Consider the following 26,783-nt stretch of genomic DNA (forward strand, 5'->3'; position numbering starts at 1 on the left):
CCCCAACCGCCTATGCTCGTCAGCCTCGACATCCGGGACATGCTTATCATCGACCGGCTGGAGCTTGAGTTCCGGCCGGGGCTGAACGTGTTGACCGGCGAAACCGGCGCGGGCAAATCCATCCTTCTCGACAGTCTCGGCTTCGTGCTCGGCTGGCGCGGGCGTGCCGATCTGGTGCGGCAGGGCGCGGACGAGGGCGAGGTGACGGCGGTGTTCGCCCTGCCCGACGATCACGCGGCCCACGCGGTGCTGGACGAGGCGGGGATTCCGCGCTCTGACGAGTTGATCCTGCGGCGGGTGAACCGCACGGGCGGCACGAAAAGCGCGTGGATCAACGACCGCCGCGCCTCTGGCGACGTTCTGCGGGCGCTGTCCGATACGTTGGTGGAACTTCACGGTCAGCAGGACGACAAGGGCCTGCTCAACCCGCGCACCCACCGGCTTCTGCTCGACCAGTTCGGCGGGCTCGACGCGCAGGTGGCCGAGGTCCGGGCCGCGTGGCGGGCGTTGTCGGACGCGGGCAAGGCTTTGTCGGCGTCCGAGGCCCGGTTGGCGGCAGCGCGGGAGGAAGAGGACTTTCTGCGCCACGCGGCGGGCGAGCTCGAGGCGCTTGACCCGCAACCCGGCGAGGATGCGGACCTCGACGCGCGTCGCCGCATGATGCAGGCAGGCCAGCGGATCGGCGAGGACGTGACACGCGCCGCCGAGGCGCTCGGGCCGGGCGAGGGGGCCGAGGGCCGCATGGGCGACGCGCTGCGCTGGCTCGAAGGGGTGGCCGACAAGGCGGGCGAGGCGCTCGATCCCGCGATCGAGGCGCTGAACCGCGCGCTCGTGGAACTGGGCGAGGCGACGCAGGGGGTGGAACAGGCGCTCGACGCGCTCGCCTTCGATCCCGGTGAATTGGAGCGGGTCGAAGAACGGCTGTTCGCGATCCGGGCGCTCGCGCGCAAACACGCGGTCGCGCCGGACGATCTTGGGGCCTTCGCGGGCGAGATCCGCGACAAGCTGGCCGCGCTGGACAAGGGCGAGGGCGACATAGCCGACCTGCGCAAGGCGCTGTCCGTCGCCCGCGCGGCCTATGACACGGCCGCAGGGGCGCTCAGCGACGCACGGGCCGAGGCCGCGACACGTCTGGATGCCGCCATGTCGGCTGAACTCGCGCCGCTCAAGATGGAACGCGCGGTGTTCACGACCGAGATGTCGGAGACGGACCCCGGCCCTGAGGGGCGCGATGCCGTGACCTTCACGGTCGCGACCAACCCCGGCGCGCCGTCCGGCCCGCTGAACAAGATCGCATCCGGTGGCGAATTGAGCCGCTTTCTGCTGGCGCTGAAGGTGTGCCTCACGAAAGAGGCCGAGGGGCTGACCATGATCTTCGATGAGATCGACAGGGGCGTCGGCGGGGCCACGGCCGATGCGGTCGGACGGCGGTTGAAACGCCTTGCCGACGAGGGCGGTCAGGTGCTTGTCGTGACCCATTCCCCGCAGGTCGCGGCCCTTGGTGCCCATCACTGGCGGGTGGCGAAGGCCGTCGAGGACGATGTGACGCTCTCGCGGGTCACGCCGCTGGATGCAGGCGATCGTGTGGATGAAATCGCGCGCATGATCTCGGGCGATGTCATCACCGAAGAGGCGCGCGCCGCTGCCAAGAGCCTTTTGGGCTGAAATGTTCGATTACTGATCTGAAGCTTTCACATTTCGAACTTTTCCGGCTGTGGATGTTCGAAAATTGCAATCTTCCTTTCACTAGCGATTGCGCCGAGTGACCCAGTGCCAGATCGGTTTGACGTCGAACCACGCCACGGCCGCGCCCAAGGGGATCATCCAGAACCCCAGAACGGGTAGAAAGCCGAAGACGCCGCCGATCATCAGAAGCACGCCGAACAACAGGCGCACGCCGGGCGGCAAACGGCGATGCGCCCAGTCGAGCGTGCCGTCCCAAATCCACTTGATGCGGTCGGTCGTCAGCCGCGAACCACCTTGCCCGGGTTCAGGATGCCCTTCGGGTCCAGCGCGGTCTTGATGTCTGTCATCACGTCCCATGCGTCGCCGTGCTGCGCCTCCATATACGCAAGCTTGCCCATCCCGATCCCGTGCTCGCCGGTCACGGTCCCGCCAAGGCGTAGCGCCCGTTCGTTCATCCGGGCGGCCAGCGTCTTGGCCGCTTCCAGTTCGGCGGGTTGGGCCGGGTCAACGAGCAGGATGGCATGGAAGTTCCCGTCCCCGACATGGCCCAGGATCGGCCCGTCGATGATCGAAGCGGCGATATCGGCCTGCGTTTCCTCGACCGCCTGCGCAAGATGCGAGATCGGCACGCAGACATCGGTGACGACGGCGGTCGCCCCGGGTTTCAGGCCCAGACAGGCCCAATAGGCATGGTGACGCATCGTCCAGAGCGCCGAGCGATCCTCGGGCTTGGTCGCGACCTCGACCCCCGAGGCCCCGAAATCCGCGACGATTTCGCCGAACCGTTCGGCGTCCTCGGCGACACTTGCCTGCGAGCCGTGGAATTCGACGAACAGATGCGGCGTCTCGCGCACCTCGCTGCCGGAATAGGCGTTCACGGCACGCACGGCATCGGCATCCAGAAACTCGATCCGGGCCATCGGCAGACCCATCTGGATCACCGCCACGACCGCCTCGACCGCATCGCTCATCCGGTCGAAAGCGCAGATGCCCGCCGAAATCGCCTCCGGTTGCCCGTTCAGACGCAGGGTGAGCTCGGTGATGATCCCCAGCGTCCCTTCGGAGCCCAGAAACAGGCCCGTCAGGTCATAGCCGGACGATGATTTGCGCGCCCGCGTGCCGGTTCGGATCACGCGTCCGTCCGCCAGCACGACCTCGAGCGCGAGCACGTTGTCGCGCATGGTTCCGTAGCGCACGGTGGTGGTGCCGGAGGCCCGCGTGGCGGCCATGCCCCCGACGCTCGCATTGGCGCCGGGATCGACCGAGAAGAACAGGCCCGTGGCGCGCAACTCGCGGTTCAGATCCTCACGGGTCAGGCCCGGTTGCACGACTACGTCCATGTCGCCCTGATTGATCGTCAGGATGTCCGCCATCCGTGAAAAATCCAACGTCACGCCGCCCCGGATCGCGCTCGTATGCCCTTCGAGAGAGGTGCCGGCGCCATAGGCGATCACCGGCACGCCATAAGCATGGCAGATCGACAGGATGCGCGACACGTCCTCGGTGGATTGCGGATAGGCGACGGCATCGGGCGGGGCGAGCGCGAAATGCGTCTCGGAGCCGCCATGAGCGTCCAGATCGGACTTGGACCGGCTCAAGCGATCCCCTAGAACGGTCGCAAGCTCGGAAAATGCGGCATCGAAGGCCATGCCCTTACCCCCATTGAAGTCCGGCCCAAGTTATAGAAACGCCCAAATGAAAAAAAGGCGGGGGCGAGGATGGAAACACAGTGTCGTTGAGAAAAGCGGTAAAGCGGCAATTCTCCGCCGCCAATGATTACCGCGCCCGCTCACTCGCACTGATCCGCGAAAAGGGGCCGGGGCAGGCGCAGTTCTGGGTCATCGCGCTCATCATCGGGATCGCGGCCGGGTTCGCCGCCCTGTTCTTCCGTCTCGGCATCGAACGACTGCAGGCATTCCTTTACGGCACCGATGACGTGGCGCATCTGCACAGTTTCGCGGAAACCCTGCCGTGGTTTCTGATCCTCGTCCTGCCCGCCGCCGGGGGCTTGATCGTTGGCTTCATCCTGAACTGGACGACCAACGACGGGCGCGTGCGCTCGGTCGCGGACGTGATCGAGGGTGCGGCCATGTGGGAAGGGCGGGTCGAGAAACGCGCGGGCCTCGGCTCGGCCCTCGCCTCGTTCATCACGCTCTCGGCGGGCGGGTCGTCCGGGCGCGAAGGGCCTGTCGTTCACCTTGCCGCCGTCATGGCCACCTGGGTTTCGGTCCGGATCGAGGCGAGCGGGGTCACGGCCCGCGAGATCCTCGGATGTGCGGTCGCCGCGGCGGTTTCGGCCAGCTTCAACGCGCCCATCGCGGGGGCGCTCTTCGCGCTGGAGGTCGTGCTGCGCCACTTCGCCGTCCATGCCTTCGCGCCCATCGCCATCGCGTCGGTGGCGGGGACGGTCATCAACCGGCTCGAATTCGGCGGCGTGACCGAGTTCGTCCTGCCGCAAAAGGGCGGGCTGGCGTTCTACGTCGAATTGCCCGCGTTCCTGCTGCTGGGCGTGGTGGCCGGTGTGGTCGCGGTCGCCCTGATGCGCGCGATTTTCCTGTCCGACGACTTCGGCAATTGGCTTCAGAAACGCATCAACCTGCCGCGTGTTCTGCGCCCGGCCATCGCGGGGTTGATGCTGGGGGGGATCGCCATCGCGTTCCCGCACATCATCGGTGTGGGGTACGAGACGACGTCGCGCGCCCTGACGGGGGAACTGGTCCTGCACGAAGCCGTGGTCTTTACCGTGCTCAAGGTGGTGGCTGTGTCGATCACGATGGCGGGGCGCATGGGCGGCGGGGTGTTCTCTCCGGCGCTGATGGTGGGGGCGCTGACCGGCCTTGCCTATGGATTGATCGCGACGGCCGTGTTCCCCGAAGTGTCGGGAAGCGAAACGCTTTACGCGCTCGCCGGGATGGGGGCGGTCGCGGCGGCGGTTCTGGGCGCTCCGATCTCGACCACGCTCATCGTGTTCGAATTGACGGGCGACTGGCAGACCGGGCTGGCCGTCATGGTCGCGGTGTCGATCTCGACCGCGATTTCGACCCGGCTCGTCGATATGTCGTTCTTCCTCACGCAACTGGCACGACGGGGCGTGAAACTCGCCGCCGGGCCGGAGGCGTGGCTCTTGGCGACGCTTCGGGTGGCGAGCGTGATGCGCAAGAAGGAAGATCCACGCGCGGCGGGCGAGGATGCCTGTTGGGAGCTGATCGAGGACGGGGTTTATATCGACGGTAACGCGACGCTCGACGCGGCGATGCCGATTTTCGAGAAGACCGGCACGCCCTTCATCCCCGTCGTGACCATCACGGGCGAAGGCGAGGGGCCGGAACTCTGGGGTGCACTGCATCATGTGGACGCGCTGAAGGCGTTCAACAAGAAGCTGTCGGACGCGGCGATCGAAGAACATTCGTGAGCGCGGCCCTCGGGTCGCCCACTCGAGCAGGCGTTCGGGCGCGCGTATCCGTCCGGCGCGGGGGGCTCAGGCCCTCACCGCATAAAGCTCAGAGTTCCTCGACGGTGACCCGGTCGGTGTAGAAGGCGAGGTAGCCCTTGATCTGGGCCATGTCGTCCTTCGGGTCCTCGTAGGACCATGCCGCGTCCTTAATGACGGTCGATTTCGTCGGGATCGAATAATAGGACGCGTCGCCCTTCCACGGGCAATGCGTCTTGGTGTCCGACGCGTCGAGGAAGGACATGGCGATGTCTTCGCGCGGGAAGTAGATCACCGGGGCATAGTCGCCCTCGATCAGTTCGAGCGCGTTCTGGGTTTCGCCCAGCACGGCGCCGCCGGCACGCACAACCCACTTCCCGGTGGCTTTGCGGATCTTGATGTGGTCGGCCATGCGCGTCTCCCTGTCCCTGCCGGGCGGAGCCTAGCAGGTTTTGCATGAATGTTCTGTGTCAAAGTGGCGCACAGGCCTTGGTCAGCCAAAGGTGCGCGGGGGCCGAAACGCGGCCCGAGAGTTTTTCGAGGCAGGTCTTGTGATAGGCGTCGAGCCAGGCGCGTTCGCCCGCGTCCAGCATGTCTGTCAGGATCAGGCGGCGGTCGATGGGCACAAAGGTCAACGTTTCGAAGGCGAGGAAATCGCGGTCGTCGCCGCCGGGCAGCGGCTGGGCTTCGGTGACCGCGATCAGGTTTTCGATGCGGATGCCGAAGGCCCCGTCGCGATAATAGCCCGGCTCGTTCGACAGGATCATCCCCGGCTCGAACGGCACGTCCGAGACGCGCGACAGCCGCTGCGGGCCTTCGTGGACCGAGAGATAAGACCCGACGCCATGCCCGGTGCCGTGGTTGAAATCCTGATGCGCGAGCCAAAGCGAATAGCGCGCCAGCGCATCCAGATGTGCGCCCGCCACGCCGCGCGGGAATCGCGCACGGGAAATCGCGATCATGCCCTTGAGAACACGGGTGAAAGCCGCGCGCTCGTCGTCCCCCACGTCGCCCACGGGCAGGGTGCGGGTGATGTCGGTCGTGCCGTCCACATATTGCGCGCCGCTGTCGAGCACGACGAGGTCGCCGGTTTCCAGCGTCCGGTTCGACTCCCGCGTCACGCGGTAATGCATGACCGCGCCGTTCGGCCCGGACCCGCAGATCGTATCGAACGAGATGTCGCGCAATTCGTTGGACGCCCGGCGCTGGGTTTCCAGTTCGGTCACGAGGTCGATTTCGGTCAGCCCACCAAGCGGCGCGGTGGCGTCATACCACGTCAGGAACTCGACCAAAGCGGCGGCATCGCGCAGATGGGCCGCGCGGGCGCCCTCGAGCTCGGCCGGGTTCTTGCGGGCCTTGGGAAGGGCGCAGGGGTCCTGACCCCAATCCACCGCGATGCCTTCGGCGTCGAGAATGCGCGACACGGCGATGGGCGCGGTCGCCTTGTCGACCCGCACCGGTCCGATGAGGTCGCAAAGCGCCTCGGCGAATTCCGCGATATCCGTGAACGCCACTTCGTCGCCGAAGGGCGCGATCCCGTCCAGCGGGCGGGTGGGTTCGGTGAAGACAAGGCAGCGCCCCTCGTCGGTGACGATGGCGAAAGCCTGCATCACGGGCACGCGCGGAATGTCAGCGCCGCGGATGTTCAGAAGCCAGCAGATCGAATCCGGTGCGCTCAGAACCGCGGCCTGCTGGCTCTCGGATTTCAGCGTCTCGACCACGGCGGCGATTTTTTCGACGGTGGTCTTGCCCGCGAACTCGATCGGTTGATCGAAGATCGGTTCGGCGGGCGGGGCCGGACGATCCTCCCATATCCGGTCGACGAGGTTGTCGGTCTGGACCAGTTCGATGCCTTTGCCGCGCAGCGCCTTTTCGATGGCCTCGATTTCGCCCGCCGTGTGCAGCCACGGGTCGAACCCGACCCTGGCCCCTTTGTCCAGCCGCTCGGCAAGCCAGACGCCCGGCTTCACTTCGGGCCAGTCGACGGGGGTGTAGGCGGCAAGATCGACCTGTCCGCGCACCTGATTGCGGTATCGCCCGTCGACGAAGACGCCCGCCTGATCGCCAAGCGCGATGCAGAACCCGGCCGAGCCGGTGAACCCGGTCAGCCACGCGAGCCGCGCGTCGCAATCGGCCACGTATTCGCCCTGATAGGCGTCGGCGCGCGGGACGAAGAACCCGTCCAGCCCGTCGGCGGCCATCTCGGCGCGCAGCCGCTCCAGCCGGGCCGCGCCCTTGGTCGGGTCTGACGAGGTCTCGAAGGTCTGAAACATCAGGAGGCTTTCCGAATGCCCATGATCCGCGCACGGGCGCGGGGGTCGCTGTCGAAGAGCGCGGCGAGCTGTTCGGTCATCGCCCCGGCGAGTTGTTCGACATCGGTGATGGTCACCGCCCGGTCGTAATAACGCGTCACGTCATGGCCGATCCCGATGGCGAGCAGTTCGACGAATTTCTTCTTCTCAACCATCGCGATCACGTCGCGCAGGTGCTTTTCAAGGTAATTGGCGGGGTTCACCGAAAGCGTCGAGTCGTCCACGGGCGCACCGTCCGAGATCACCATGAGGATCTTGCGCGCCTCGGGGCGCCCCACCAGCCGCTTGTGCGCCCATTCCAGCGCCTCTCCGTCGATGTTCTCTTTCAGCAGGCCCTCTTTCATCATGAGGCCAAGGTTCGTGCGGGTGCGCCGCATCGGCGCGTCGGCGGATTTGTAGATGATGTGGCGCAGGTCGTTGAGACGTCCGGGGGCCTGCGGGCGCCCGTCGGCCAGCCATTTTTCCCGGCTCTGGCCGCCCTTCCACGCGCGGGTGGTGAAGCCGAGAATCTCGACCTTCACGTCACAGCGTTCCAGCGTGCGGGCGAGCACGTCGGCACAGATCGCGGCGATGGAGATCGGGCGACCGCGCATCGAGCCGGAGTTGTCCAGAAGCAGCGTCACGACCGTGTCGCGGAACTCCATGTCCTTTTCGATCTTGAACGACAGCGGCGTCGTGGGGTTCGCGACGACGCGGGCAAGGCGCCCGGCGTCCAGCACGCCCTCTTCCTTGTCGAATTCCCACGACCGGTTCTGCTGGGCCTGAAGCCTGCGTTGCAGCTTGTTGGCCAGCCGTCCGACCGCGCCTTTCAGCGGTTCGAGTTGCTGGTCGAGATAGGCGCGCAGGCGTTCCAGTTCGGCAGGTTCGGCCAGATCCTCGGCCGAGATTTCCTCGTCATGGTCCGAGAAGAACACCTTGTAGTTCGGGTCGGCTTCGGAGGCCGGGGGCGGGGGCGGCGGTTCGTGCGGGGCGTCGGCATCGGGCAGTTCGGCCTCGTCGCCCATTTCCTCGTCCGACAGCTCGTCCATCGAGACCTGAGCCTGACTTTCGTCCTGCTGCTGTTCCTGCTCCTGTTCGGGCGTCGCACCGGACTCGTCCTCTTCCGTGCTTTCGTCCTGCCCTTCTTCCTGATCCTGCTGGTCTTCGTCCTCCTCGGCCTGATCGTCCGAGTCGTCGTCCATGTTGTCGTCGGGGTCATCGCCCAACTGATCGCCGTAGCCCAGATCGTCGATCACCTGTCGCGTGAATTTGGCGAATGTCGACTGATCGTTCAGCTTGTCCTGAAGGTCTTCGAACGTGTCGCCGGCCTGACCTTCGATGAAGTCGCGCCAGAGGTCGAGCACGTTGGACGCGCCCAGCGGCAGATCGCGGCCCGTGGCGGCGTTGCGCACGAAATACCCGGCGGCTTCGGCCAGCGGCGCGTCGGTCTGCTGCGTGATCCCCACGTAGCCGCGTTTCATCGCGTCATCTGCGATCTTGTGGTCGATATTCGACGCAGTGCCGGGCATGACGCGCGCGCCCATCGCCTCGCATCGGGCGGTTTCCATCGCCTCGTAGATCGCGCGGGCCATGTCGCCCGATGGCGCATATCGGGCGTGAGTCGCGGTGTCGTGGAACTTGTGACGCATGGCGAGCGCATCGGCGGTGCCCCGCGCCAGCAGAACCTCGTCGCGCGACATGCGGCGGGTGACCTGCGGCAGGCGCATCGTATCGCCCGACGTGCCCGACGGGTCGACCGAATAGGTCACCTGAAGATCATGGTCGTCCGCCATCACCTTGGTCGCCTCGGCGAGGGCCTTTTTGAACGGGTCGGCGGGGTTGTCGGAACTCTTGGCCATGGCAGAGTTAAATCACCGGGTCAGGGCGGGGGCAAGCCGTGACGCGCCGTGCGATGCGATTGCCTGACGTCGCACAGAGTCTGCGCATTTGCGCACCAATCCACCGATTGAAAGGGGGTCACTGTGCGATCAGATTGAGGTCAGAACAGACATCATCCTCTGGAGAGAGATCATGACCAAACCCCGTATCGCCCTCATCATCGGTTCGACGCGCGAGACGCGTTTCGCCGACAAACCCGCCGCTTGGCTTCTGGAAAAGGCTCAGGCCCGCACCGATATCGACGTCGAACTCGTTGACCTGCGTGACTATGATCTGCCGCTCTTCAACGAGGTCGCGTCGAACATGTGGGCGCCGTCGCAAGACCCGAACGTCCTGAAATGGCAGAAGAAAATCGCTGAATTCGACGGCTACATCTTCCTCGTCGCCGAATACAACCACTCGATCACCGGCGCGCTGAAGAACGCACTCGATCAGGCCTACGTCGAATGGGTGCACAAGCCGATGGCCGCGATGGGCTATGGTGGCGTCGGCGCGGCGCGCGCGGTCGAGCATCTGCGCGGCATCGGTGTCGAGCTTCAGATGGCGCCGATCCGGCACGCCGTGCACCTTGGCGGTGGTGAGCTGATGAAGGTTCACCCGATGGGTCAAGACGGTCCGATGTCCGAGGTGGACGAGGTGCTCGCGCCCTCCGCGACCGCGATGCTCGACGATCTGGTGTGGTGGGCGAATGCCACCATGGCAGCCCGCGCCGAAGATCAGGCGAAAGCGGCCTGAGGTCAGGCATCCTGACGAGAACGACCTAAGACCCGCCCGTCGTGGCGGGTCTTTCGCATCCGGCGCAGGGCCCTAGGACAGGATCAGCGCCCGACAACTCCCGATCTCGACCGCCGCCCGCTCCGTCGCCCAAGCCGCATCCGCGCTGTCGGCGTTGAAATGCGCTCGGGTCAGAAGGACGTTCTGGGCATGTTTCGCCTCGATCCGCGTGGCAAGCGCCAAACGACGGTCTTCCGGTGGCACCACCGCTTCGAGAAGCGAGATCATGGCGGCGCGTTCCGCCTGCGTCCGGTCCGCTGCGGGATCGCCGAGGAGCCATTGAAACTCCATCTGTGCAGAGAACCGCCCGGTGCAGGAGGCGAACTGCCGAACCAGATCGCTGGTGCCGGCGGTCAGGGCCGAAGGGAGCAGCAGGGTCGCAAGACCGGCCTGCAAGATTGTTTTCATTCTGCTCATGTTTTGAGCTTTCCAGAAAATATGTGCCAATCAAGCACGCATTTCTGAAAGAATGATAAATTTGCCGCGCGCGCCTGACGTTACGAACGCAACGCGACTCATAAGGATTTGGTTTCGGTAGATTTCTTTTGATCGAATGGTCAAAGTCCTGTTGCGCACAGGACACGCAGAAACCGGCGGGGCGGCGGGACAGCCGCGTGATCTATGCCAAGCCGATCACTCCCTGCCGCCGTCCGCGCGCGAAAGGGCAGGCGGGTCAGCCCTTTGCGGCCTGCTTTTGCTGGGCCAGCTCGGCGCGCATCCGTTCCTTGTATTTGCCCATGATCGGCTCATAGACAAAGGTGCTCGGCATGTCCGGTGCGGCACAGAGAACGTAGTTCGACACGTTGGAATTGCCGTGCACGAAGTGGCGCGCGCGGGCGAGCAGCATGGCTTCGACCAGCACGTCGAGGCCCAGTTTGAACGGCGAGTAAACCGCGCCTTCGTTCTCGGGATGGCTTTCGTGCATCTCCCCGAAACGCGACCGTGTCGAGGGATAGGTCACGACGCGCTTGCCGAATTCCTGCCGCACGCGGTCGATCACGTCCTGCGAGTCGGAGCAGGCAAAGACCAGCGCGCGCCGGTTCTGCCGAAGCGCCCGGCGCACGGCCTTGAAGTAGAACTTGTAAGGGATCGGCTCACCGGGTTGGAGCAGGTCGCGCATCACATCGGCGCCACCGTGCAGACGCCCCGGCCCGCGCAGGTGCAGGCCCACGAAGGGCCGGTTCAGGAATGCCGTCTGGAAATCGTCGGCCATGGCGCGGACATAGGCTTTCGGACGGATGAACTTGGTCAGGATGCTGTGACCCAGATGCCGGTCCTTGGGCAGATCCTGCGACTCGGCGATTCCGCGAAAGATGCGCGGCGAAAAGATGTGCTCGGTCGAGGTGACGGTGCCCGGATACAGCGAATTGATGCCGGTGAGCTTCCCGATCGGCCCCGCATAGTCGGTCATCGGCGGCTCGAAGAAATACTCCCACGGGTCGCCCCGCATCTCGGGGTCTTTGTAGACGCTCTCGGGCCAGCGCACGACCACATCGTGGCCATCCTGTTCGGCGAGGTGCAGCAGGTGCCCGGCGGTCGAGACCGCCCGGAACATGCCGCCCTTGGTCATGACCAACCGGATCGGCAGCTTTTTGGTGTCGGGTGTGTCGTCCGGCTTCGGCGAGGCGGGCGTGGCGACCGCTTGGGTCGTTTCAGGCACTCCGTCGGTCACTCTTCCATCCTCAACTCACCCGGAACTGGCAGGCCCCAATATGGGCCGCCCGGTCAGACGATCGCCACGTTGGCGGCGCTTTCCGGCAATTCCTCGTCAAAACACCGCTGGTAGAACTCGGCCACCGTCTGCCGCTCAAGCTCGTCGCATTTGTTGAGGAACGTCAGGCGGAAGGCATAGCCCACATCGCGGAAAATCTCGGCGTTCTGCGCCCAGTTGATGACGGTCCGGGGGCTCATCACCGTGGAGAGATCGCCATTCATGAACGCCGTGCGCGTCAGGTCCGCGACGGTTACCATCTGGCCCACCTGCTTGCGGCCCTTTTCGGTGTTGTAATGCGGGGCCTTGGCCAGAACGATGGCCGCCTCGGCGTCGTGGCGCAGGTAGTTCAGGGTCGCGACCAGCGACCAGCGGTCCATCTGCGCCTGGTTGATCTGCTGGACCCCGTGATAAAGCCCGGTCGTGTCGCCCAAGCCTACGGTGTTCGACGTGGCGAACAGGCGGAAGAACTTGTTCGGCGTGATGATCTCGTTCTGGTCGAGCAGCGTCAGCTTGCCGTCGTGCTCCAGAACGCGCTGGATCACGAACATCACGTCGGCGCGGCCCGCGTCGTATTCGTCGAACACGATGGCGACGGGGTTGCGCAGCGCCCAGGGCAGGATGCCCTCGTGGAACTCGGTGACCTGCTTGCCGTCCTTCAGCTTGATCGCATCCTTGCCGATCAGGTCGATCCGGCTGATGTGGCTGTCGAGGTTCACGCGCACCGTCGGCCAGTTCAGCCGCGCGGCGACCTGTTCGATATGCGTCGATTTGCCCGTGCCGTGATAGCCTTGGATCATCACACGGCGGTTGTGCGAGAAGCCCGCGAGGATCGCGAGCGTCGTGTCGGGATCGAACTTGTAGGTCGAATCCAGCTCCGGCACCCGGTCGGACCGGTCGGCGAAGGCCCTGACCTTCATGTCGGTGTCGATGCCGAACACCTCGCGCACCGAAACATCTTCGGTCGGTTTCGCGTTGATGTCAGTGGTTCCGTCAGCCATCGGAGGTCCTTTGCCCGGTCATTTCGTCTGAAGCGGCACCATAAAGGAATGACGGGCGAGGAAAAGGGGCCGAACGCCCCATTTGATTGCGTGGAGGGGGAATTTGCGTAAGGTAGTTTCCAGAGTAGAAGGGGCAGCATGGCGACACGCGACGAGATAGATACATGGATCGCGCGTTGTGCCCTTGGTGATCGGGCCGCTTTCCAAAATCTCTATGACCATACTTCGGCGAAACTTTTCGGCGTCACCTTGCGTGTGTTGAAGGACAGGGGCGAAGCCGAAGACGCGCTGCAAGAGATCTACGTCAAGGTCTGGAAGGGCGCGAAACGCTACGCCACAGGGGGTGCAAGCCCCATGACCTGGCTTATCACGATCGCGCGGAACCACGCGATCGACCGGCTGCGCGCGCGCAAGAGCACCGAGGGTGACGATGCGCTCGCCTTCATGCCGGACAAGGGGCCGGGGCCTGAGGCACAGGCTGTCGCCGCGTCCGAAGCGCGACGGGTCGAGGCGTGTTTCGACACGCTCGAGCCGGACCGCGCGAACGCTGTGCGCCGCGCCTATCTCGACGGCGACTCCTACGCGGATCTCGCCCGGCACTTCGACGTGCCGTTGAACACGATGCGAACGTGGCTGCGCCGCAGCCTGATAAAACTGAGGGAATGTCTCGAAGGATGACCGAGACCGAACTGCCAGAAGACGACCGCGCCCTAGCCGGTGAATACGTGCTCGGGTTGATGTCGATGGACGAGGCCGCCGCCTTCAAGGCGCGGCTCACGCGTGAGCCACGGCTCGCCGCGCTCGTCCTGTCGTGGCAGGAGGATTTCGCGGGCCTCGCCGACGAGGTCGAAGCGGTGCCGCCGCCCGCGAAGGTCTGGCGCGGGATCGACAGACGGCTTTTCGCCGGGGCGCTCGGTCCGCGATGGATGCTCGCGGGTATTCCCGGGCTTCTCGCCGCCGCGCTGGCGGTCATGCTGGTGTTCTTCCCGGTGGTGACCGGGGTGCAGCCGCCTGCGAACCCGGTCTATCACATCGATTTGGCGGGCGATGACGGCACGCTCATCTTCGCCGCCGGCTATGACGGCGAGACGAACGAATTGTTCGTCCGGCCCGAAAGCGGCGCGCCCGATGCGGGCACCGTGCGCGAGCTGTGGCTGATCGCGGGGGACAATGCGCCCGTCTCGATGGGTGTGCTGCCCGATGCCGCACCCGCGCGCCTTCCAGTGTCTCAGGACATCGCCGCGCAACTCGATGGTGCGGTGCTGGCCATCTCGGTCGAGCCGCCGGGGGGCTCGCCCACGGGGGCGCCCACGGGTCCGGTGATCGCGACCGGCGCGGTCGAAACGCTCTGACGTCGCCGCACCGACACGGAACAGGGGGCCACCGGCCCCCTTTTTCGTTTGGGCGGCGCGCCACGAACGCCCTGAACACCGGGGAAAACCGGGCGTTTCGGAAAAAATCGACAAAAAAATTTCTGGACCCTGAAACTCTCTCCCGCGCCGTTCCGTGGCTTTCAGTAATCCCGGCCAACACGGACCGGGACACACTGACACATAGGGAGAAAACACATGCTTCGTACCAAGATCCTGACCGCGACGGCCGCACTTGCCGTGACCGCCGGTGGCGCCTTCGCCGCCGAGAACCCGATGGTGGGCGGCGCGCCGATGTTCGCGGACAAGACCATCGTCGAGAACGCGGTGAATTCGGCGGATCACACGACGCTCGTCGCTGCCGTTCAGGCCGCCGGCCTTGTCGAAACGCTGTCCGGCCCCGGTCCGTTCACCGTGTTCGCGCCGACCAACGCCGCCTTCGAGAACCTTCAGGCGGGCACGGTCGAGAACCTTCTCAAGCCCGAGAACAAGGACATGCTGACCAAGGTGCTGACCTGCCACGTGGTCGCGGCCGATGCGATGGCCGATGCGATCAAGGGCATGGTCGATGACGATGGCGGCATCCACCCGGTTCCGACCGTCGGCGGCTGCACCCTGCAAGCCACCTATGACGGCGACACGATCATGCTCGAAGACGAGCGCGGCCGCACGGCGACCGTCACCATCGCCGATGTCGACCAGTCGAACGGCGTCATCCATGTGATCGACGAAGTTCTTCTGCCCGCGATGTAATCCGGGGGCATCGAGCAGAGGGCAGGGGGCGCATGGCAGCAGTTGCGCCCCCTGCCTGCCCAAGACGCGCACAACCATTGGCGAGGACCCATGAAACGCCGCTCATTCCTGTCAACCGCACTGGCCGTGATGGCCGCCCCGGCACTCGCCGGCAAGGCGGGCGTGACCTACGAGGTAACGCGCAGCGAGGACGAATGGCGCGCCATGCTCACCGACGCCGAGTTTCGCGTGATGCGCGAGGAAGGGACGGAACGCGCCTTCACCTCGCCGCTGAACGACGAGAGCCGCGCGGGCATCTTCCACTGCAAAGGTTGTGACCAGCCGCTTTATTCGTCCGAGACGAAGTTCGAGAGCGGCACGGGCTGGCCGAGCTTTTACGACAACCTGCCGGGCGCGATCGGCACCAAGGACGACCGCAAGCTGTTTGCGGTTCGGACCGAGTGCCACTGTTCACGCTGCGGGTCGCATCTGGGGCACATCTTCGACGATGGGCCGGAACCGACCGGCAAGCGGCATTGTCTGAATGGCGTCAGCCTGACATTCGCCCCGTCCTCGTGACGGGCCTGAAACGGGCCGTGCCGACCCAGTTGGCGCGGTCCCAGCGGCGGGCCGATATGTCTGTCCCGTCCCCCGGTCCGCCGCACCCGACCCCCGACCTTGCCACCGCCCGCCTGCGCTGATTTGATCGGTGCGGAAAGGGGCGTCAATGCAGGCCAGACTTCGCGAACTTTACGAGGGCACGAGCGACCGCGCGCACCGGTTCCGCTATGGCCTGCTGGCGTTCGACATCGCGACGATCCTGTTCGTGATCGTGACGTCGTTTTTCGACCATGGCCGCATCATCGAGACCATCGACATGGCGATCGGCGTCGTCATCCTAGCCGACTTCGTGGCCCATGTGATCGCGGCCCGAAACAAGTGGCAGCATTTCCGCCGTATATCGACCTGGACCGATATCGTGGCGATGGTCAGCTTCCTCGCCCCCATCGCGGGAGAAGGCTTCGGATTCCTGCGCATCCTGCGCACGCTCAGGCTTCTGCACACCTACCAACTCACCGCCCGCCTGCGGCAGGACTTCGCGTTCTTCAAGGAACACGAACAGGTGCTTCTGGCGACCGTGAACCTGATCGTGTTCCTGTTCGTGATGACGGGCCTGATCTATGCCACGCAATATCCCCAGAACCCGCAGATCGGAAATTACGCCGACGCACTCTACTTCACCGTCACGACCCTGACGACGACGGGCTTCGGTGACATCACGCTCGACGGCACGGCCGGGCGGATGCTTGCCGTGCTGGTGATGATCGTGGGGATCACGCTGTTCCTGCGCCTAGCCACGGCCCTGTTCCGGCCTGCCAAAGTGCGGTGCGAATGTTCCAACTGCGGTCTGCTCCTGCATGACCCCGACGCGGTGCATTGCAAGCACTGCGGCGAGGTCGTGCATATCGAAACGGAGGGGGTGTTGTAGCCAGCCCCCGCGCCGGACCTTATTTGAAGTTGCGGCTTTCCTTGATCTGGTCCCAGGCCCAGACGACTTCCTGCAACTGTTCTTCCTGGCTGCGGTCGCCCCCGTTCATGTCGGGGTGAAGCACCTTGATGAGGGCCTTGTAGGCTTTGCGCACCTCGGCCTTGGTCCAGTTGTCCTTGGCATCGAGAATCTCGATCGCACGGCGTTCCGTGGGTGGCAGACGCCGCGTGCCGCTCGCCGCCTTGCCGGGGTTCTGGGTCGCGTTGGCCCCCAGCACCTGATGCGGGTCGTCCACGCCCAAGCGCGACCAGGCGCGCTGTTCGGCAGCCGAGCGGAAGGATTGCGTCTCACGCTCCCACACCCGGTCCTTGTTGGCCTGTTCGTCCATTTCCTCTTCGGTCGCGCCGTTGAAGAAATTCCATTTCAGATTGTACTCGCGCACGTGGTCCTTGCAGAACCACAGGTATTCGTCGAGGTGATCGGGGCTGCGCGGGGCACGGTACTGACCCTGTTCCTCGCATCCCGGATGCTCGCACACGCGCGTCGAGGTTTCGAACGCACCAGACATGCCACGCTTGCCGCGCGTCTTCTTTTTCTTCGAGGCCGACACCGAAATGTCAAAACCGAAAGGATCGCTGCTCTTATCCATGAACCCACTCTTTTCGACTCGGACAAGGGAGTTTAGATGATTTTCGTCTCATGAGAAGGGACCAGCGGCAAAAAGGCGGTGGTCCGCTGGAAAACTTGTCTGACGATGTCGTGTTTACGACGGTAGGAGGGATCATGGCGCGCGAAGATGAAATCCGAACGGCGCTCGAGGCGGCGTTCCAGCCCCGCACGCTCGAGGTCATCAACGAAAGCCACCGCCATGCGGGCCACGCCGGTGACGACGGATCGGGCGAAAGCCATTTCCGGGTGAAGATCGAGGCCGATACCTTCGCCGACCAGTCGCGCGTGGCGCGTCACCGCGCGGTGCACGCCGCGCTGGGGCCCGATCTGATGGCCAAGATCCATGCGCTGGCGCTCGAGATTTCCGGCTAGTCAGGCAGCGGAGATCGGTGGGGTCGCGTCCTTCTTGTCCTCGGACGTCTCTGAACTGTCCTCGACCTTTTCGATCTTGTCGATGAGGGCCGCACCCTCGGCGGCTTCGGCCACCGTGTTGGCTTCGGTCGCGGACGGGAGACGCGGAATCGCTTCGCCCGACATCTCGTCCAGCCGGCGCCCGATACCCGCCGCCTCGGCGCTGACGGCGCGACGGAACACCAGCATGTTCTGAAACACCGTGGCGCGACCCGTGATCCCGGCGCGTTCTTCGGACGGCAGGGTGTCGGTGCGTAGGTATTCCCAGCCGTCGGCGGCCATTTCGTTCATGCATTCGGCGAGCGCATGGGCGAACCGTGCCTCGGCGCCCTTTATCCCTCTGGCTTTCTTGCCTTTTCTGGGGGCGGGGACGACGTTGTATTCATAGCGTTGCAAGGCATGTCTCCACTGAACCTGCGCCCACGTAGCAGATTCGGAACGGGAAAGTCCAAGCGAGGTTCCGCGCCTACGCGGTTTGCGGCGGAAAACTACCCTTTCCGCTTGATCCCGATGCCGCGGCCGGCACGTTCCGGCCAGGGGTCGGCGCTGTGCTTTTCGTGAAACTTTTCAAGGCGTTCGTAGACGTCAGTCGGCATCGGTGCCACCTTCGGCCCGCTCATGTCGATATGCAGCCCCAACGCCTCGCCGGTGGCCGCGATCCAGCCGTCTTCGTGGTGGATTTCCTGATAGGTGTGAAAGCGTTTCTCGTCGAAGTCGAGCAGCCAGCTATGGACCCGCACGCGGGCGTCGAGGTGCAATTCGCGCAGGTAGCAGATGTGGAATTCGGCCGTATAGGTCGTGAAATTCCGGTCGCTCAGATACTCGGGACCGAAGCCGATCTCGGGATAGAAATCATCCGCCGCATTGTCGAACAACACGTTGTAGAACGCCATGTTGAGGTGACCGTTATAGTCGATCCACTCCGGCTTGATGGTCTTGATCTCGGATATATGCGGCGTGCCCATGCGTCCCTCCTGTCCCGGTTTCAGGTGAGCCTAGGGGGCCGGGGTCTGAGCGCAAGCGGAACATGGGGTCGGTGCTGGCAGCGGGGGCGGCGGGTGACTTGTGGGCTGTGTCCGGGCCGTTCGACCTTTGGCGCCCCGGTGATGTCTCCTTTCGTGACGAAACGTAAACTGCACCATGCACAGGCCGGCATTTGATTCAGGTCACGGCCCCGCTGCATGGTTCGGGGCAGGCTGCGCGAGACCTTTGGTAAGCGCGAACAAGGAGAATACCCGTGACGGCGATGGAACGGATCAGGCATGCGGGCCTGAAGGACAGGGTCATGTCTGCGGACGAGGCGGCGGCGCTCATACGCCCCGGCGATACGGTGGGGATGTCGGGTTTCACCGGCTCGGGCTATCCCAAGGCGATCCCCCCCGCGCTCGCAGCCCGGATCGACGCGGCCCACGCGGCGGGAGAGGCGTTTCGCATCAAGCTGTGGACCGGGGCGAGCACGGGGCCGGAACTCGACGGCGCGCTCAGTCGGGCCGATGCCGTCGAATACCGGCTGCCCTACAACTCGGACCCCGTGGGGCGCGAAAAGATCAACCGGGGCGAGATCGACTATCTCGACATGCACCTCAGTCACGTCGCGCCAATGGTGTGGGAGGGGTTCTTCGGCAAGCTGGACGTCGCGGTGATCGAGGTGACCGGGATCAAGCCGGACGGCTCGCTCATCCCCGCGACCAGCGTGGGCAACAACAAGACCTGGATCGAATGTGCGGACAAGGTGATCCTCGAAGTGAACGCGTGGCACGACATGCGGCTCGAGGGGATGCACGACATCTATTACGGCACGGCGCTGCCGCCCAACCGGGTGCCGATCCCGATGACCCATGCGGACGACCGGATCGGGCAGACCACGTTTAAATGCGACCCGGCGAAGGTGGCGGGCATCGTCCTGACCGATCTGCCGGACCGCAACACGCCGTTCACGCCGATCGACGACGGCTCGCGCGCCATCGCCGGGCTGATCGTCGACTTTCTGGAGCACGAGGTGAAGGCGGGCCGGATGGGTCCGGGGCTGCTCCCCCTGCAATCCGGGGTCGGCAACGTGGCCAACGCGGTGCTCGACGGGCTCAGGATGAGCCGTTTCGAAGGGCTGCGCGCCTATACCGAGGTGCTTCAGGACGGGATGCTGGACCTTTTGGACAGTGGCAAGCTTTTGAGTTGTTCGACCACCGCGCTGTCGCTCAGCCCGGAGGGGGCCAAGCGGTTCTGGGCGGGTCTCGACGAATACCGCGACAAGGTGATCCTGCGCACGACCGAGATTTCCAACCACCCCGAGGTCATCCGGCGGCTGGGCGTCATCAGCATGAACGGGATGATCGAGGCGGATATCTACGGCAACATCAACTCGACACTGGTGATGGGCAGCCGGATCATGAACGGCATCGGCGGGAGCGGGGATTTCGCGCGCAACGCCTACCTGTCGTTCTTCCTCAGCCCTTCGACCGCAAAAGGCGGCAAAATCTCGACCATCGTGCCGCAGGCGAGCCATGTGGACCACATCACGCAGGACGTGCAGGTGATCGTGACCGAACAGGGGCTCGCGGACCTGAGGGGGCTTTCGCCCAAGAAGCGCGCCGAGGCGATCATCGCGAATTGCGCGCATCCCGACTACCGCGACGGCTTGCAGGATTACTACGACCGGGCGCGGGCCGGGGCCTATGGGTTGCAGACCCCGCAGCTTCCGTCCGAAAGCCTGAGCTGGCACCAGCGGTTCATCGAGACCGGGGACATGCGACCGGGGTGAACCGAATGGTCCAATTCGCACTGGCGCCGGGTCGGCGGGCAGGGTAGGCGGGCGCATGACCGATCACCTGCCCCCGTGCCCCGACTGCGCCTCGACCTTCACCTATGAGATGGACGCGCTGCTCGTCTGCCCCGAATGCGGCCACGAATGGACGCCCGAGGCCGAAGCGGTGGTGCGCGACAGCGTGGGCAACGTGCTGGCGGATGGCGACACCGTGACGGTCATCAAGGACTTGAAGGTCAAAGGGTCGTCCTCGGTCGTGAAGGTCGGGACAAAGGTGCGCGGCATCCGGCTGGTGGCGGGCGATCACGACATCGACTGCAAGGTGCCGGGGATCGGGCAGATGGGGCTCAAGTCCGCCTTCGTGAAGAAAGTGTCCGACTGAGCGAGCGGAGCGGGCGGCGGGGCCGCCCGCGCGTCATAAGCTTCAAATCGCGTGCGATTTGAAGCGGTGAGGGGGCCAGCCCCCTAGGCCTCATTTGCCCGCAAATGAAGCCCACCCCCGAGGTTTCCGGAAACGAAGAAGAGACGGGTCAGTGGCGGGTCGTCTGCGCTTTGCGCCAGGCGCCGGGGCTGGTGCCCATGCGGGTCGCGAAGAGGCGGCCGAAATGGGACGGGTCGCGAAAGCCCGCGTCGGCGGCAAGCGTCGCGATCGGCAGGTGGGCGCGGGCCGGATCGGCGAGCAGGCGGCGCGCGGTGGCGAGCCGGGTGTCGGTGAGCAGGTCCGAAAACGTATCGCCGGTCTGCGCGAGAGCGCGCTGGATCGCGCGGGGGGTGAGGGCTGTGGCATCGGCGCAGGCGGCGAGGTCGAAATCGGGGTCGCAGGCGCGGCGGCGCAGGGCGGTGAGGATGCGGGCGCGGTGCGTGGCGGCGCGGGTGGCCGGGGCAGCATCGTCCGGTGTCATGGCCTCGACGGTCAGGTCGAGCAGGATCGATTGCAGCCGTTCGGCGCGCGCGGGCGCGCCTTGCGTGAGGGCCGCAAGCAGGGCGGCCGCGCTGTCCGCCGCCAGGGCGCCGAGGGCGGGGTTCAGCGACAGGGCCTTTGGCCGCCCGTCGAAGCGCGTGCGGCGCTCGGACAACCGGGCGTCCAGCGCCGATTTCGGCACCATGAGCGAGGCGACGGCGAGATCGGGGGCCTCGTCATGACGCAGCTCCATCGCCTCGGAGGTGAACAGACCGAGATCGCCGCGCTGGAGCGCGATTTCGCCCCCGTTCTGGCGGATGCGGCAGACGCCGGTGAGTTGCAGGTTGAGGTAGTAACATTCGGCGGGCGAAGCGGCGAGTTCCCGCGCGCCCTTGGTCACCGTGTGGGCGCTGGCGCGGACATGGTTCAGAACGGCGCCGCCCACGTCGTGCGAGGCGATGGCGAAGCGGAAGCCCGCGTGCCGGTCGCGCCCGAGTTCGGCGGCGAGCGGCATGAAGGCCGCGCAGACCCCTTCGCGGTAATAGGCGAAGGCGTCGCTCGCACCGACGTCGCGCCAGTCCCACCGGCGCGGTCCGTCGCCTGTGGCACAGGTTTCGTCGCGTGTGTCCATGGTCGTGGTTCCTCCTCCCACGTAGGGTCATGCTGCGCCGAACGGGGCTGCGACGCAAGCGCGGCCCGGATCATCAAGGGAGGACGATATGGCGGTTTATGTTTTGGTTCACGGGGCCTGGCACACGGGCGATCTGCTGGAGCCGGTGGCGGCCCCGATCCGTGCGGCGGGGCACGAGGTGCATCTGCCGACGATCGCCGGGAACCTGCCCGGAGGGTCCAAGGACGTGGGGCTGGACGCGGCGATCGGGTCGATCGTGGCCTATCTCGACGACCACGACCTGCGCGATGTCGTGCTTTTGGGTCACAGCTATGGCGGGATGGTCATCACCGGGGTGGCGGACCGGGTGCCCGAGCGGCTTCGGCGGCTGGTCTACTGGAACGCCTTCGTGCCGAACGACGGTGAATGCCTGAACGACATGGTGCCGCCGCATTACGTGGCGCTGTTCGATGGGGTGTCGCAGGCCAGCGCGGACAACACCGTGATGCTGCCCTTTCCGATCTGGCGCGAAGCGTTCATCAACGATGCGGATCTCGCGCGGGCGGAAGAAACCTTCGCGATGCTGAACCCGCATCCCTATGCCACCTTCACCGACGCGATTTCGCTTTCGAAGAACCCGGCCGAGATGGAGATCGGCAAGTCCTACGTGCTCTGCGTCGAGGATACGGCGCTGCCGCATTCGATGCCGTGGCACCCGCGTCTGTCGGAAAAGCTGGGACTGTTCCGGCTGGTGACCACCGGCGGCTCGCACGAGGCCTGTTTCACCGACCCCGAGGGGCTGGCGGACGCGATCCTGCGGGCCGGACGGGACTGATCCGAGCGGCGGGGGCGCGGGGGCCGGACCTCCCGCGCCCCCACGATACGAGAGGTCCGAAGGCGGCAGCCCGGTTTGGCGGGCCGGACGGCGTTGCAATTCCGGGGCCGGGGCGTGCAAGGTTGGGGCGTTCCATCCGTGAAAGGAAACCCCATGCGGTATCGCCGGCTCGGCCACAGCGGCCTCTTCGTTTCCGAGCTGTGTCTCGGCACCATGACCTTTGGCGGGTCCAACGATATGTGGGGCCAGATCGGACAGCTCGGTCAGGACGAGGCCGATGCGCTGGTCAGGACCGCGCATGAAGCGGGGGTGAATTTCTATGACACCGCCAATGTCTATGCCGGGGGCCGGTCCGAAGAAATCCTCGGGCAGGCGATCCGCAACCTCGGCGTGCCGCGCGATGAGGTGGTGATCGCCACCAAGGTGCATGGTCAGATGGGCGAAGGGCCGAATGCGCGCGGAGCGTCGCGGGGCCATATCCTCGATCAGGTCAAGGCGAGCCTCGGACGGCTTCAGATGGACCATATCGACCTTTACCAGTTGCATGGCGTCGATCCGGCGACCCCGGTCGAGGAGACGCTGGAGGCGCTGGATATGCTCGTGCGCCATGGGCATGTGCGTTATGTCGGCTTGTCGAATTGGGCGGCCTGGCAGATCGCGCAGGCCGTGGGGGTGGCCGAGGCGCGCAGGCTCGCGCCCATCGTGTCGCTTCAGGCCTATTACACGCTGGCCGGGCGCGATCTGGAACGGGAAATCGTGCCCGCGCTTCAGGCGATGAACGTGGGGCTCATGGTGTGGAGCCCGCTGGCGGGCGGGTTCCTGTCGGGCAAGTTCGACCGGGACGGCAAGACGGCGGAAGGTCGGCGGGCCAGTTTCGACTTTCCCCCCATCGACAAGGACCGCGCCTATGACGCGATCGAGGTCATGCGCGGGATCGCCGAGGCCAAGGGCTGCACCGTCGCGCAGGTCGCGCTTGCGTGGCTGTTGCATCAGCCGGTGGTGACCAGCGTTCTGGTCGGGGCCAAGCGGGTGGAGCAGTTGACCGACAACCTTGGCGCGGTGGATGTCGAGCTGAGCGGCGACGATTTGGATGCGCTGGGCAAGGTGACGGAGCTGCCGATGGAATACCCGCACTGGATGATCGCGCAGCAGTCGGCCTATCGTCGGGGCCTCATCGAGGACGAATACCGATAGGCGGGATCGTGCCCGGCGGGGTGACCGCGCCGCGTGAAAGGCATCGCAGCCTTGATTTTCAGGCCCCCGGATGGGTATTCTTCGCGCCAAAGGGACAGTGACGAAGGTTTCTCCATGCGTGTGATCCGGTGGACGGGAACGGTGGCGTTGGTGGTCGCGGCGGCGACCGTTTCGGGATGCGCCAAGCGCAACACCACGTCTTTCAGCACGAAAGACCACGAATGCATGGCGCGCGCGATGTATTTCGAGTCGAACCGGTCGAGCCGGGACGGCATGGTGGCGGTCGGCAGCGTGGTGATGAACCGGGTCGCGTCTGACGCGTTCCCGAACGATGTCTGCGGCGTGGTCGGCCAGCGGGGCCAGTTCGCGCCGGGGGTGATGACCAAGAAGATGACCGAGGAAGCCTCGGTCGCGCGGGTGTCCGAGGCGGCCTCATCCGTGCTTGGCGGCGAACGGCACCCCAATGTCGCCAACGCCCGCTTCTTCCACGCGCAGTATTACCGCGCGAACTACAACAACATGCATTACGTCGCCTCGGCGGGCGGGAACGCGTTTTACGAAAAACGTGACCCATCGCTGGTGACGCAGCCCACGCCTCTCGCCAATGTCGAGGGGCTGACGGGCGGCGGCGAAACCTATGTCGCGATGAACGCCCCGCGTGAGCGCAAGGGCCTTCTGGGTCGCCTGTTCGGGCGGTAGGCGCGTCATCTCGGGCGGCAGGATCACGGACAATTCGGTCGAAGAGGACCAGTCGGGCGCTGCCGAGCGCCGGGCCGGGGGCGAATTCGTGCGCGGGGTCAGCGGATTTCGCCACGCCATCGGCGATGCGGCGTTTCCGGCCGAACCCGGTCGCTATCATCTGTTCGTCGCGCTCAACTGCCCGTGGTGTCACCGGGTCGTGCTGGCGCGCAGCGTTCTGGGGCTGATGGCCGCGATCAGCATGGACGTGGCCTTTCCCAACCGGACCGAGGAGGATGATCCTGACGGCGGTGGCCTGTGGGAGTTCGCGCCGCGCCGGGTGGCGAGCCTGACGGGGGCGACGCTGCCGGAATGCACGGCCGAGACCGGGACCGGGCGGGGTCTGCGGCTGGCCAAGGACATCTACCGCGCCGAAGGGTCCGAGGAGCAGTCGCTGCCGCTGCTCTACGACAAGCGGGCGGGCCGGATCGTGAACAACGAGAGCGCCGAGATCCTGCGCATGTTGAACGCGCAGGCCGGGCCGCTCGGCGCATCGGATGCGCCGGACCTCTATCCCAAGGGTCTGGCGGATGAGATCGACGGGCTGAATGCCGACATATACGCCGCGATCAACAACGGGGCCTACAAGGCCGGGTTTTCGTCGGATCAAGCGGTCTATGCCGAGGCGTTCAGGGCTTATTTCGACATGCTGGCGACGCTCGACGCGCGGCTGTCGGACGGGCGTGCATTCCTGACGGGTGACCGGTTCACCGAGGCCGATCTGCGGCTTTTCCCGACGCTGTTCCGGCACGATCCGGTCTATTATCTGCGAATGAAACTGAACGGTGCGCGCATCCTCGACTACCCGCATCTGTGGCGCTGGCTGTGCCGGGTTCATGCACTTCCGGGCGTGGCCGAGGCCGGGTCGCTCACCCATTGCCGTCAGGGCTATTTCGGTCGCTCGTGGAACCGCACCGTGCCGCTTGGGCCGTTCGCGCCGATGCCCTATCCCGAGGCCTACGCGCACCCGGAGCTCGCCCGTTAACTGCGGGTGTCGAGGATGCGGCCGGGCATGATGAGGACCAGCGCGATGGCGAGGATCTTGAGCGCGCAGGGCAAAAGCGCGTAGCTCATGTTAAGTGCGGCGAGCGCGTCGGCGCTGTTCGTCTCACCCGGCTCGTAGCCCGCGCTTTGCAGGAACGGCAGAACGACCCCGGCGGCGATGGCGAGCGTGGCCTTGGTCGAGAAGTTCCACAGCCCGAAGGCCTGACCCGCCTGCCGCCCCGCGCGTTGCAGGTTGGCGGCGAAGAGCGCGGACAGGATCACCATGTCCGCGCCCAGCGCGACACCGGAGGCCAGACAGATGAGCGCGAAGGCCGCCGTCGCGCCTTCGGGCAACAGGAACGCGCCGATGAAACTGACGATGGCCAGCGTCATGGACACGGGCAGCACCCGGCGCGCGCCGAGGCGTTGCGTGATGCGGCTCCAGAACGGGGCGCTGACGCCTGCGGCCACGAAGAAGAGGATAAGGAAAGGGCCGGCCATGGCGGGCAGCGCCAGCCGATCCTCGACGAAGAACAGGAACAGGGTCGAGGTGACGGCGACGGGCAGGTTGTTGACGAAGGCGAGCGCGAGGAGCCAACCTGCGCCCGACCCGATGATACCGGACCAGTCGAGGCGCATGTTTTTTGGTTGTGCCTTGGCCCAAAGCGGGGCCGAGACGAGAAGGGCGGCGAGGGCGAGGAGCGCGATGGCGATGCCGAAAGGGGCATAGCCCTGATCGGCGTCCGAGAATCCCGCGAGCAGCGTCGGGCCCGCCGCGCCGAGCGTGACGCCGATCAGCACCCCCATTTCGCGCACGCCCGACAGGTTGAGTTGCTCGTTCGGGGTGGCGTTCGCGGCGAAGGTCGCGCTCTGGCCGTAAAGCAGGATGGTGCCGAGGCTGTAGCCGGTGAATGTCACCAGGAGGCCCGCCACCAGCCAAAGCGCCACGGGGCCGATGGGCGCGATGGCGAAGACCATGAGGCTGCCGACCGAAAGGGCGATCAGCCCCGCGCTCGCCAGCCGTGCGATGCGGTGCGAATAGCGGTCGGTCATCCAGCCCAGAAGCGGGTCTTGGAGGAAGTCGACCATGCGGATCGCAAGCAGGATGGTGCCGACCTGCCCGAGGGTCAGGCCCAGGCGCGACGCCGCGAAGCTGGGCAGATGGATGTAGATCGGGATCGACGCCGTGGCGAGCGCCATGGCGAGAAAACCGACGCGCCAGTAATCGCGGGTGGGGGAGAGGGTGCGGGCCAAGGATCTGCTCTCGTCGTTGCGTGTGGCTGTTACGGTGAACCGC

General features: G+C 65.6%; 28 protein-coding genes. 15 read left to right on the plus strand and 13 right to left on the minus strand.

Annotation, left to right across the window (positions count from 1 at the left end):
• Positions 1-12: 12 nt before the first annotated feature.
• The gene (recN, locus tag FCT00_RS09470; protein WP_138422803.1) at positions 13-1,665 is read left to right on the plus strand and encodes a DNA repair protein RecN; all 1,653 of its coding nucleotides are present in this window, start codon (positions 13-15) and stop codon (positions 1,663-1,665) included.
• A gap of 81 nt (positions 1,666-1,746) precedes the next feature.
• Here the strand turns inward: recN and FCT00_RS21440 are convergent, their stop codons facing one another.
• Complete coding sequence (locus FCT00_RS21440) at positions 1,747-1,896, minus strand: hypothetical protein (RefSeq protein WP_171042932.1); 150 nt, start codon at positions 1,894-1,896, stop codon at positions 1,747-1,749.
• Between the two features lie 68 nt (positions 1,897-1,964).
• Positions 1,965-3,335 (minus strand): FAD-binding oxidoreductase, encoded by a 1,371-nt coding sequence (locus FCT00_RS09480; RefSeq protein WP_138422805.1) that lies wholly within the window; start codon positions 3,333-3,335, stop codon positions 1,965-1,967.
• Positions 3,336-3,415: 80 nt separating this feature from the next.
• Between FCT00_RS09480 and FCT00_RS09485 the strand changes: the two genes are divergently transcribed.
• A complete protein-coding gene (locus FCT00_RS09485; protein WP_008327773.1) occupies positions 3,416-5,098 on the plus strand; it encodes a chloride channel protein in 1,683 nt (560 codons plus the stop codon).
• 88 nt (positions 5,099-5,186) lie between these two features.
• Here FCT00_RS09485 and FCT00_RS09490 read toward each other — a convergent pair whose 3' ends face one another.
• From FCT00_RS09490 to cobT, 3 genes are read right to left on the minus strand one after another with little or no spacing between them, the layout of a single operon-like run.
• On the minus strand, positions 5,187-5,528 hold the full coding sequence (locus tag FCT00_RS09490; protein WP_008327774.1) for a DUF427 domain-containing protein: 342 nt from the start codon (positions 5,526-5,528) through the stop codon (positions 5,187-5,189).
• 58 nt (positions 5,529-5,586) lie between these two features.
• Positions 5,587-7,389 carry an aminopeptidase P family protein gene (locus tag FCT00_RS09495; protein ID WP_138422806.1) on the minus strand — a complete coding sequence of 601 codons (1,803 nt, stop codon included), beginning with the start codon at positions 7,387-7,389 and terminating at the stop codon, positions 5,587-5,589.
• Entirely contained in the window at positions 7,389-9,266 is a 1,878-nt protein-coding gene (gene cobT, locus FCT00_RS09500) for a cobaltochelatase subunit CobT (RefSeq protein WP_008327776.1), read from the minus strand. The genes FCT00_RS09495 and cobT overlap by 1 nt, the downstream gene beginning before the upstream one ends.
• A 172-nt stretch (positions 9,267-9,438) precedes the next feature.
• Here cobT and FCT00_RS09505 point away from each other — a divergent pair, with 172 nt between their 5' ends.
• A complete protein-coding gene (locus FCT00_RS09505; RefSeq protein ID WP_008327777.1) occupies positions 9,439-10,041 on the plus strand; it encodes an NADPH-dependent FMN reductase in 603 nt (200 codons plus the stop codon).
• Between the two features lie 72 nt (positions 10,042-10,113).
• Here the strand turns inward: FCT00_RS09505 and FCT00_RS09510 are convergent, their stop codons facing one another.
• The 3 genes from FCT00_RS09510 to cobS all read right to left on the minus strand — a co-directional run bounded on the left by FCT00_RS09510 (position 10,114) and on the right by cobS (position 12,792).
• Positions 10,114-10,488, minus strand: a complete 375-nt coding sequence (locus FCT00_RS09510) for a hypothetical protein (RefSeq protein WP_008327778.1) — start codon at positions 10,486-10,488, stop codon at positions 10,114-10,116.
• Between the two features lie 265 nt (positions 10,489-10,753).
• Positions 10,754-11,752, minus strand: coding sequence for an O-fucosyltransferase family protein (locus tag FCT00_RS09515; protein WP_138422807.1), 999 nt, complete (start codon positions 11,750-11,752; stop codon positions 10,754-10,756).
• Positions 11,753-11,805: 53 nt separating this feature from the next.
• The gene (gene cobS, locus FCT00_RS09520) at positions 11,806-12,792 is read right to left on the minus strand and encodes a cobaltochelatase subunit CobS (protein WP_008327780.1); all 987 of its coding nucleotides are present in this window, start codon (positions 12,790-12,792) and stop codon (positions 11,806-11,808) included.
• 138 nt (positions 12,793-12,930) lie between these two features.
• Between cobS and FCT00_RS09525 the strand changes: the two genes are divergently transcribed.
• The 5 genes from FCT00_RS09525 (at position 12,931) to FCT00_RS09545 (ending at position 16,383) form a co-directional block, all read left to right on the plus strand.
• Positions 12,931-13,470, plus strand: coding sequence for a sigma-70 family RNA polymerase sigma factor (locus tag FCT00_RS09525; protein ID WP_138422808.1), 540 nt, complete (start codon positions 12,931-12,933; stop codon positions 13,468-13,470).
• Positions 13,467-14,144: an anti-sigma factor gene (locus FCT00_RS09530; protein ID WP_171042956.1), complete on the plus strand. Its 678-nt coding sequence runs from the start codon at positions 13,467-13,469 to the stop codon at positions 14,142-14,144. Before FCT00_RS09525 ends, FCT00_RS09530 begins: the two co-directional genes overlap by 4 nt.
• A gap of 216 nt (positions 14,145-14,360) precedes the next feature.
• Complete coding sequence (locus FCT00_RS09535; protein WP_138422810.1) at positions 14,361-14,915, plus strand: fasciclin domain-containing protein; 555 nt, start codon at positions 14,361-14,363, stop codon at positions 14,913-14,915.
• Between the two features lie 90 nt (positions 14,916-15,005).
• Positions 15,006-15,473, plus strand: a complete 468-nt coding sequence (msrB, locus tag FCT00_RS09540; protein ID WP_138422811.1) for a peptide-methionine (R)-S-oxide reductase MsrB — start codon at positions 15,006-15,008, stop codon at positions 15,471-15,473.
• A gap of 148 nt (positions 15,474-15,621) precedes the next feature.
• Positions 15,622-16,383, plus strand: coding sequence for an ion transporter (locus FCT00_RS09545; protein ID WP_138422812.1), 762 nt, complete (start codon positions 15,622-15,624; stop codon positions 16,381-16,383).
• Positions 16,384-16,402: 19 nt separating this feature from the next.
• On the opposite strand, the gene FCT00_RS09550 is transcribed toward FCT00_RS09545, so the two are convergent.
• Complete coding sequence (locus tag FCT00_RS09550) at positions 16,403-17,032, minus strand: J domain-containing protein (RefSeq protein ID WP_008327806.1); 630 nt, start codon at positions 17,030-17,032, stop codon at positions 16,403-16,405.
• 134 nt (positions 17,033-17,166) lie between these two features.
• Here FCT00_RS09550 and FCT00_RS09555 point away from each other — a divergent pair, with 134 nt between their 5' ends.
• Entirely contained in the window at positions 17,167-17,424 is a 258-nt protein-coding gene (locus FCT00_RS09555; RefSeq protein WP_138422813.1) for a BolA family protein, read from the plus strand.
• Here the strand turns inward: FCT00_RS09555 and FCT00_RS09560 are convergent, their stop codons facing one another.
• Together FCT00_RS09560 and FCT00_RS09565 are read right to left on the minus strand one after the other, a co-directional pair.
• A complete protein-coding gene (locus tag FCT00_RS09560; RefSeq protein WP_138422814.1) occupies positions 17,425-17,859 on the minus strand; it encodes a DUF4177 domain-containing protein in 435 nt (144 codons plus the stop codon). It abuts the gene before it with no gap.
• A gap of 92 nt (positions 17,860-17,951) precedes the next feature.
• On the minus strand, positions 17,952-18,428 hold the full coding sequence (locus FCT00_RS09565; protein WP_138422815.1) for a thioesterase family protein: 477 nt from the start codon (positions 18,426-18,428) through the stop codon (positions 17,952-17,954).
• A 281-nt stretch (positions 18,429-18,709) separates the two neighbouring features.
• On the opposite strand from FCT00_RS09565, the gene FCT00_RS09570 reads away from it, so the two are divergent.
• Positions 18,710-20,221, plus strand: coding sequence for an acetyl-CoA hydrolase/transferase family protein (locus FCT00_RS09570; RefSeq protein ID WP_138423294.1), 1,512 nt, complete (start codon positions 18,710-18,712; stop codon positions 20,219-20,221).
• Between the two features lie 55 nt (positions 20,222-20,276).
• Positions 20,277-20,606 (plus strand): zinc ribbon domain-containing protein YjdM, encoded by a 330-nt coding sequence (locus FCT00_RS09575; protein WP_138422816.1) that lies wholly within the window; start codon positions 20,277-20,279, stop codon positions 20,604-20,606.
• A gap of 148 nt (positions 20,607-20,754) precedes the next feature.
• On the opposite strand, the gene FCT00_RS09580 is transcribed toward FCT00_RS09575, so the two are convergent.
• Positions 20,755-21,756, minus strand: a complete 1,002-nt coding sequence (locus FCT00_RS09580; RefSeq protein WP_138422817.1) for an AraC family transcriptional regulator — start codon at positions 21,754-21,756, stop codon at positions 20,755-20,757.
• Positions 21,757-21,844: 88 nt separating this feature from the next.
• Between FCT00_RS09580 and FCT00_RS09585 the strand changes: the two genes are divergently transcribed.
• The 4 genes from FCT00_RS09585 (at position 21,845) to FCT00_RS09600 (ending at position 25,487) form a co-directional block, all read left to right on the plus strand.
• Positions 21,845-22,570, plus strand: a complete 726-nt coding sequence (locus tag FCT00_RS09585) for an alpha/beta hydrolase (protein WP_138422818.1) — start codon at positions 21,845-21,847, stop codon at positions 22,568-22,570.
• A 153-nt stretch (positions 22,571-22,723) separates the two neighbouring features.
• On the plus strand, positions 22,724-23,764 hold the full coding sequence (locus FCT00_RS09590) for an aldo/keto reductase (RefSeq protein WP_138422819.1): 1,041 nt from the start codon (positions 22,724-22,726) through the stop codon (positions 23,762-23,764).
• 114 nt (positions 23,765-23,878) lie between these two features.
• Positions 23,879-24,463: a cell wall hydrolase gene (locus FCT00_RS09595; protein WP_008327815.1), complete on the plus strand. Its 585-nt coding sequence runs from the start codon at positions 23,879-23,881 to the stop codon at positions 24,461-24,463.
• Positions 24,423-25,487 carry a glutathione S-transferase C-terminal domain-containing protein gene (locus tag FCT00_RS09600; protein ID WP_138422820.1) on the plus strand — a complete coding sequence of 355 codons (1,065 nt, stop codon included), beginning with the start codon at positions 24,423-24,425 and terminating at the stop codon, positions 25,485-25,487. The genes FCT00_RS09595 and FCT00_RS09600 overlap by 41 nt, the downstream gene beginning before the upstream one ends.
• On the opposite strand, the gene FCT00_RS09605 is transcribed toward FCT00_RS09600, so the two are convergent.
• Positions 25,484-26,740, minus strand: a complete 1,257-nt coding sequence (locus tag FCT00_RS09605; RefSeq protein ID WP_235888979.1) for an MFS transporter — start codon at positions 26,738-26,740, stop codon at positions 25,484-25,486. The genes FCT00_RS09600 and FCT00_RS09605 overlap by 4 nt on opposite strands.
• Positions 26,741-26,783: the final 43 nt, after the last annotated feature.

It is taken from the genome of Maritimibacter alexandrii (assembly GCF_005871115.1).
Taxonomy (GTDB): Bacteria; Pseudomonadota; Alphaproteobacteria; order Rhodobacterales; family Rhodobacteraceae; genus Maritimibacter; species Maritimibacter alkaliphilus.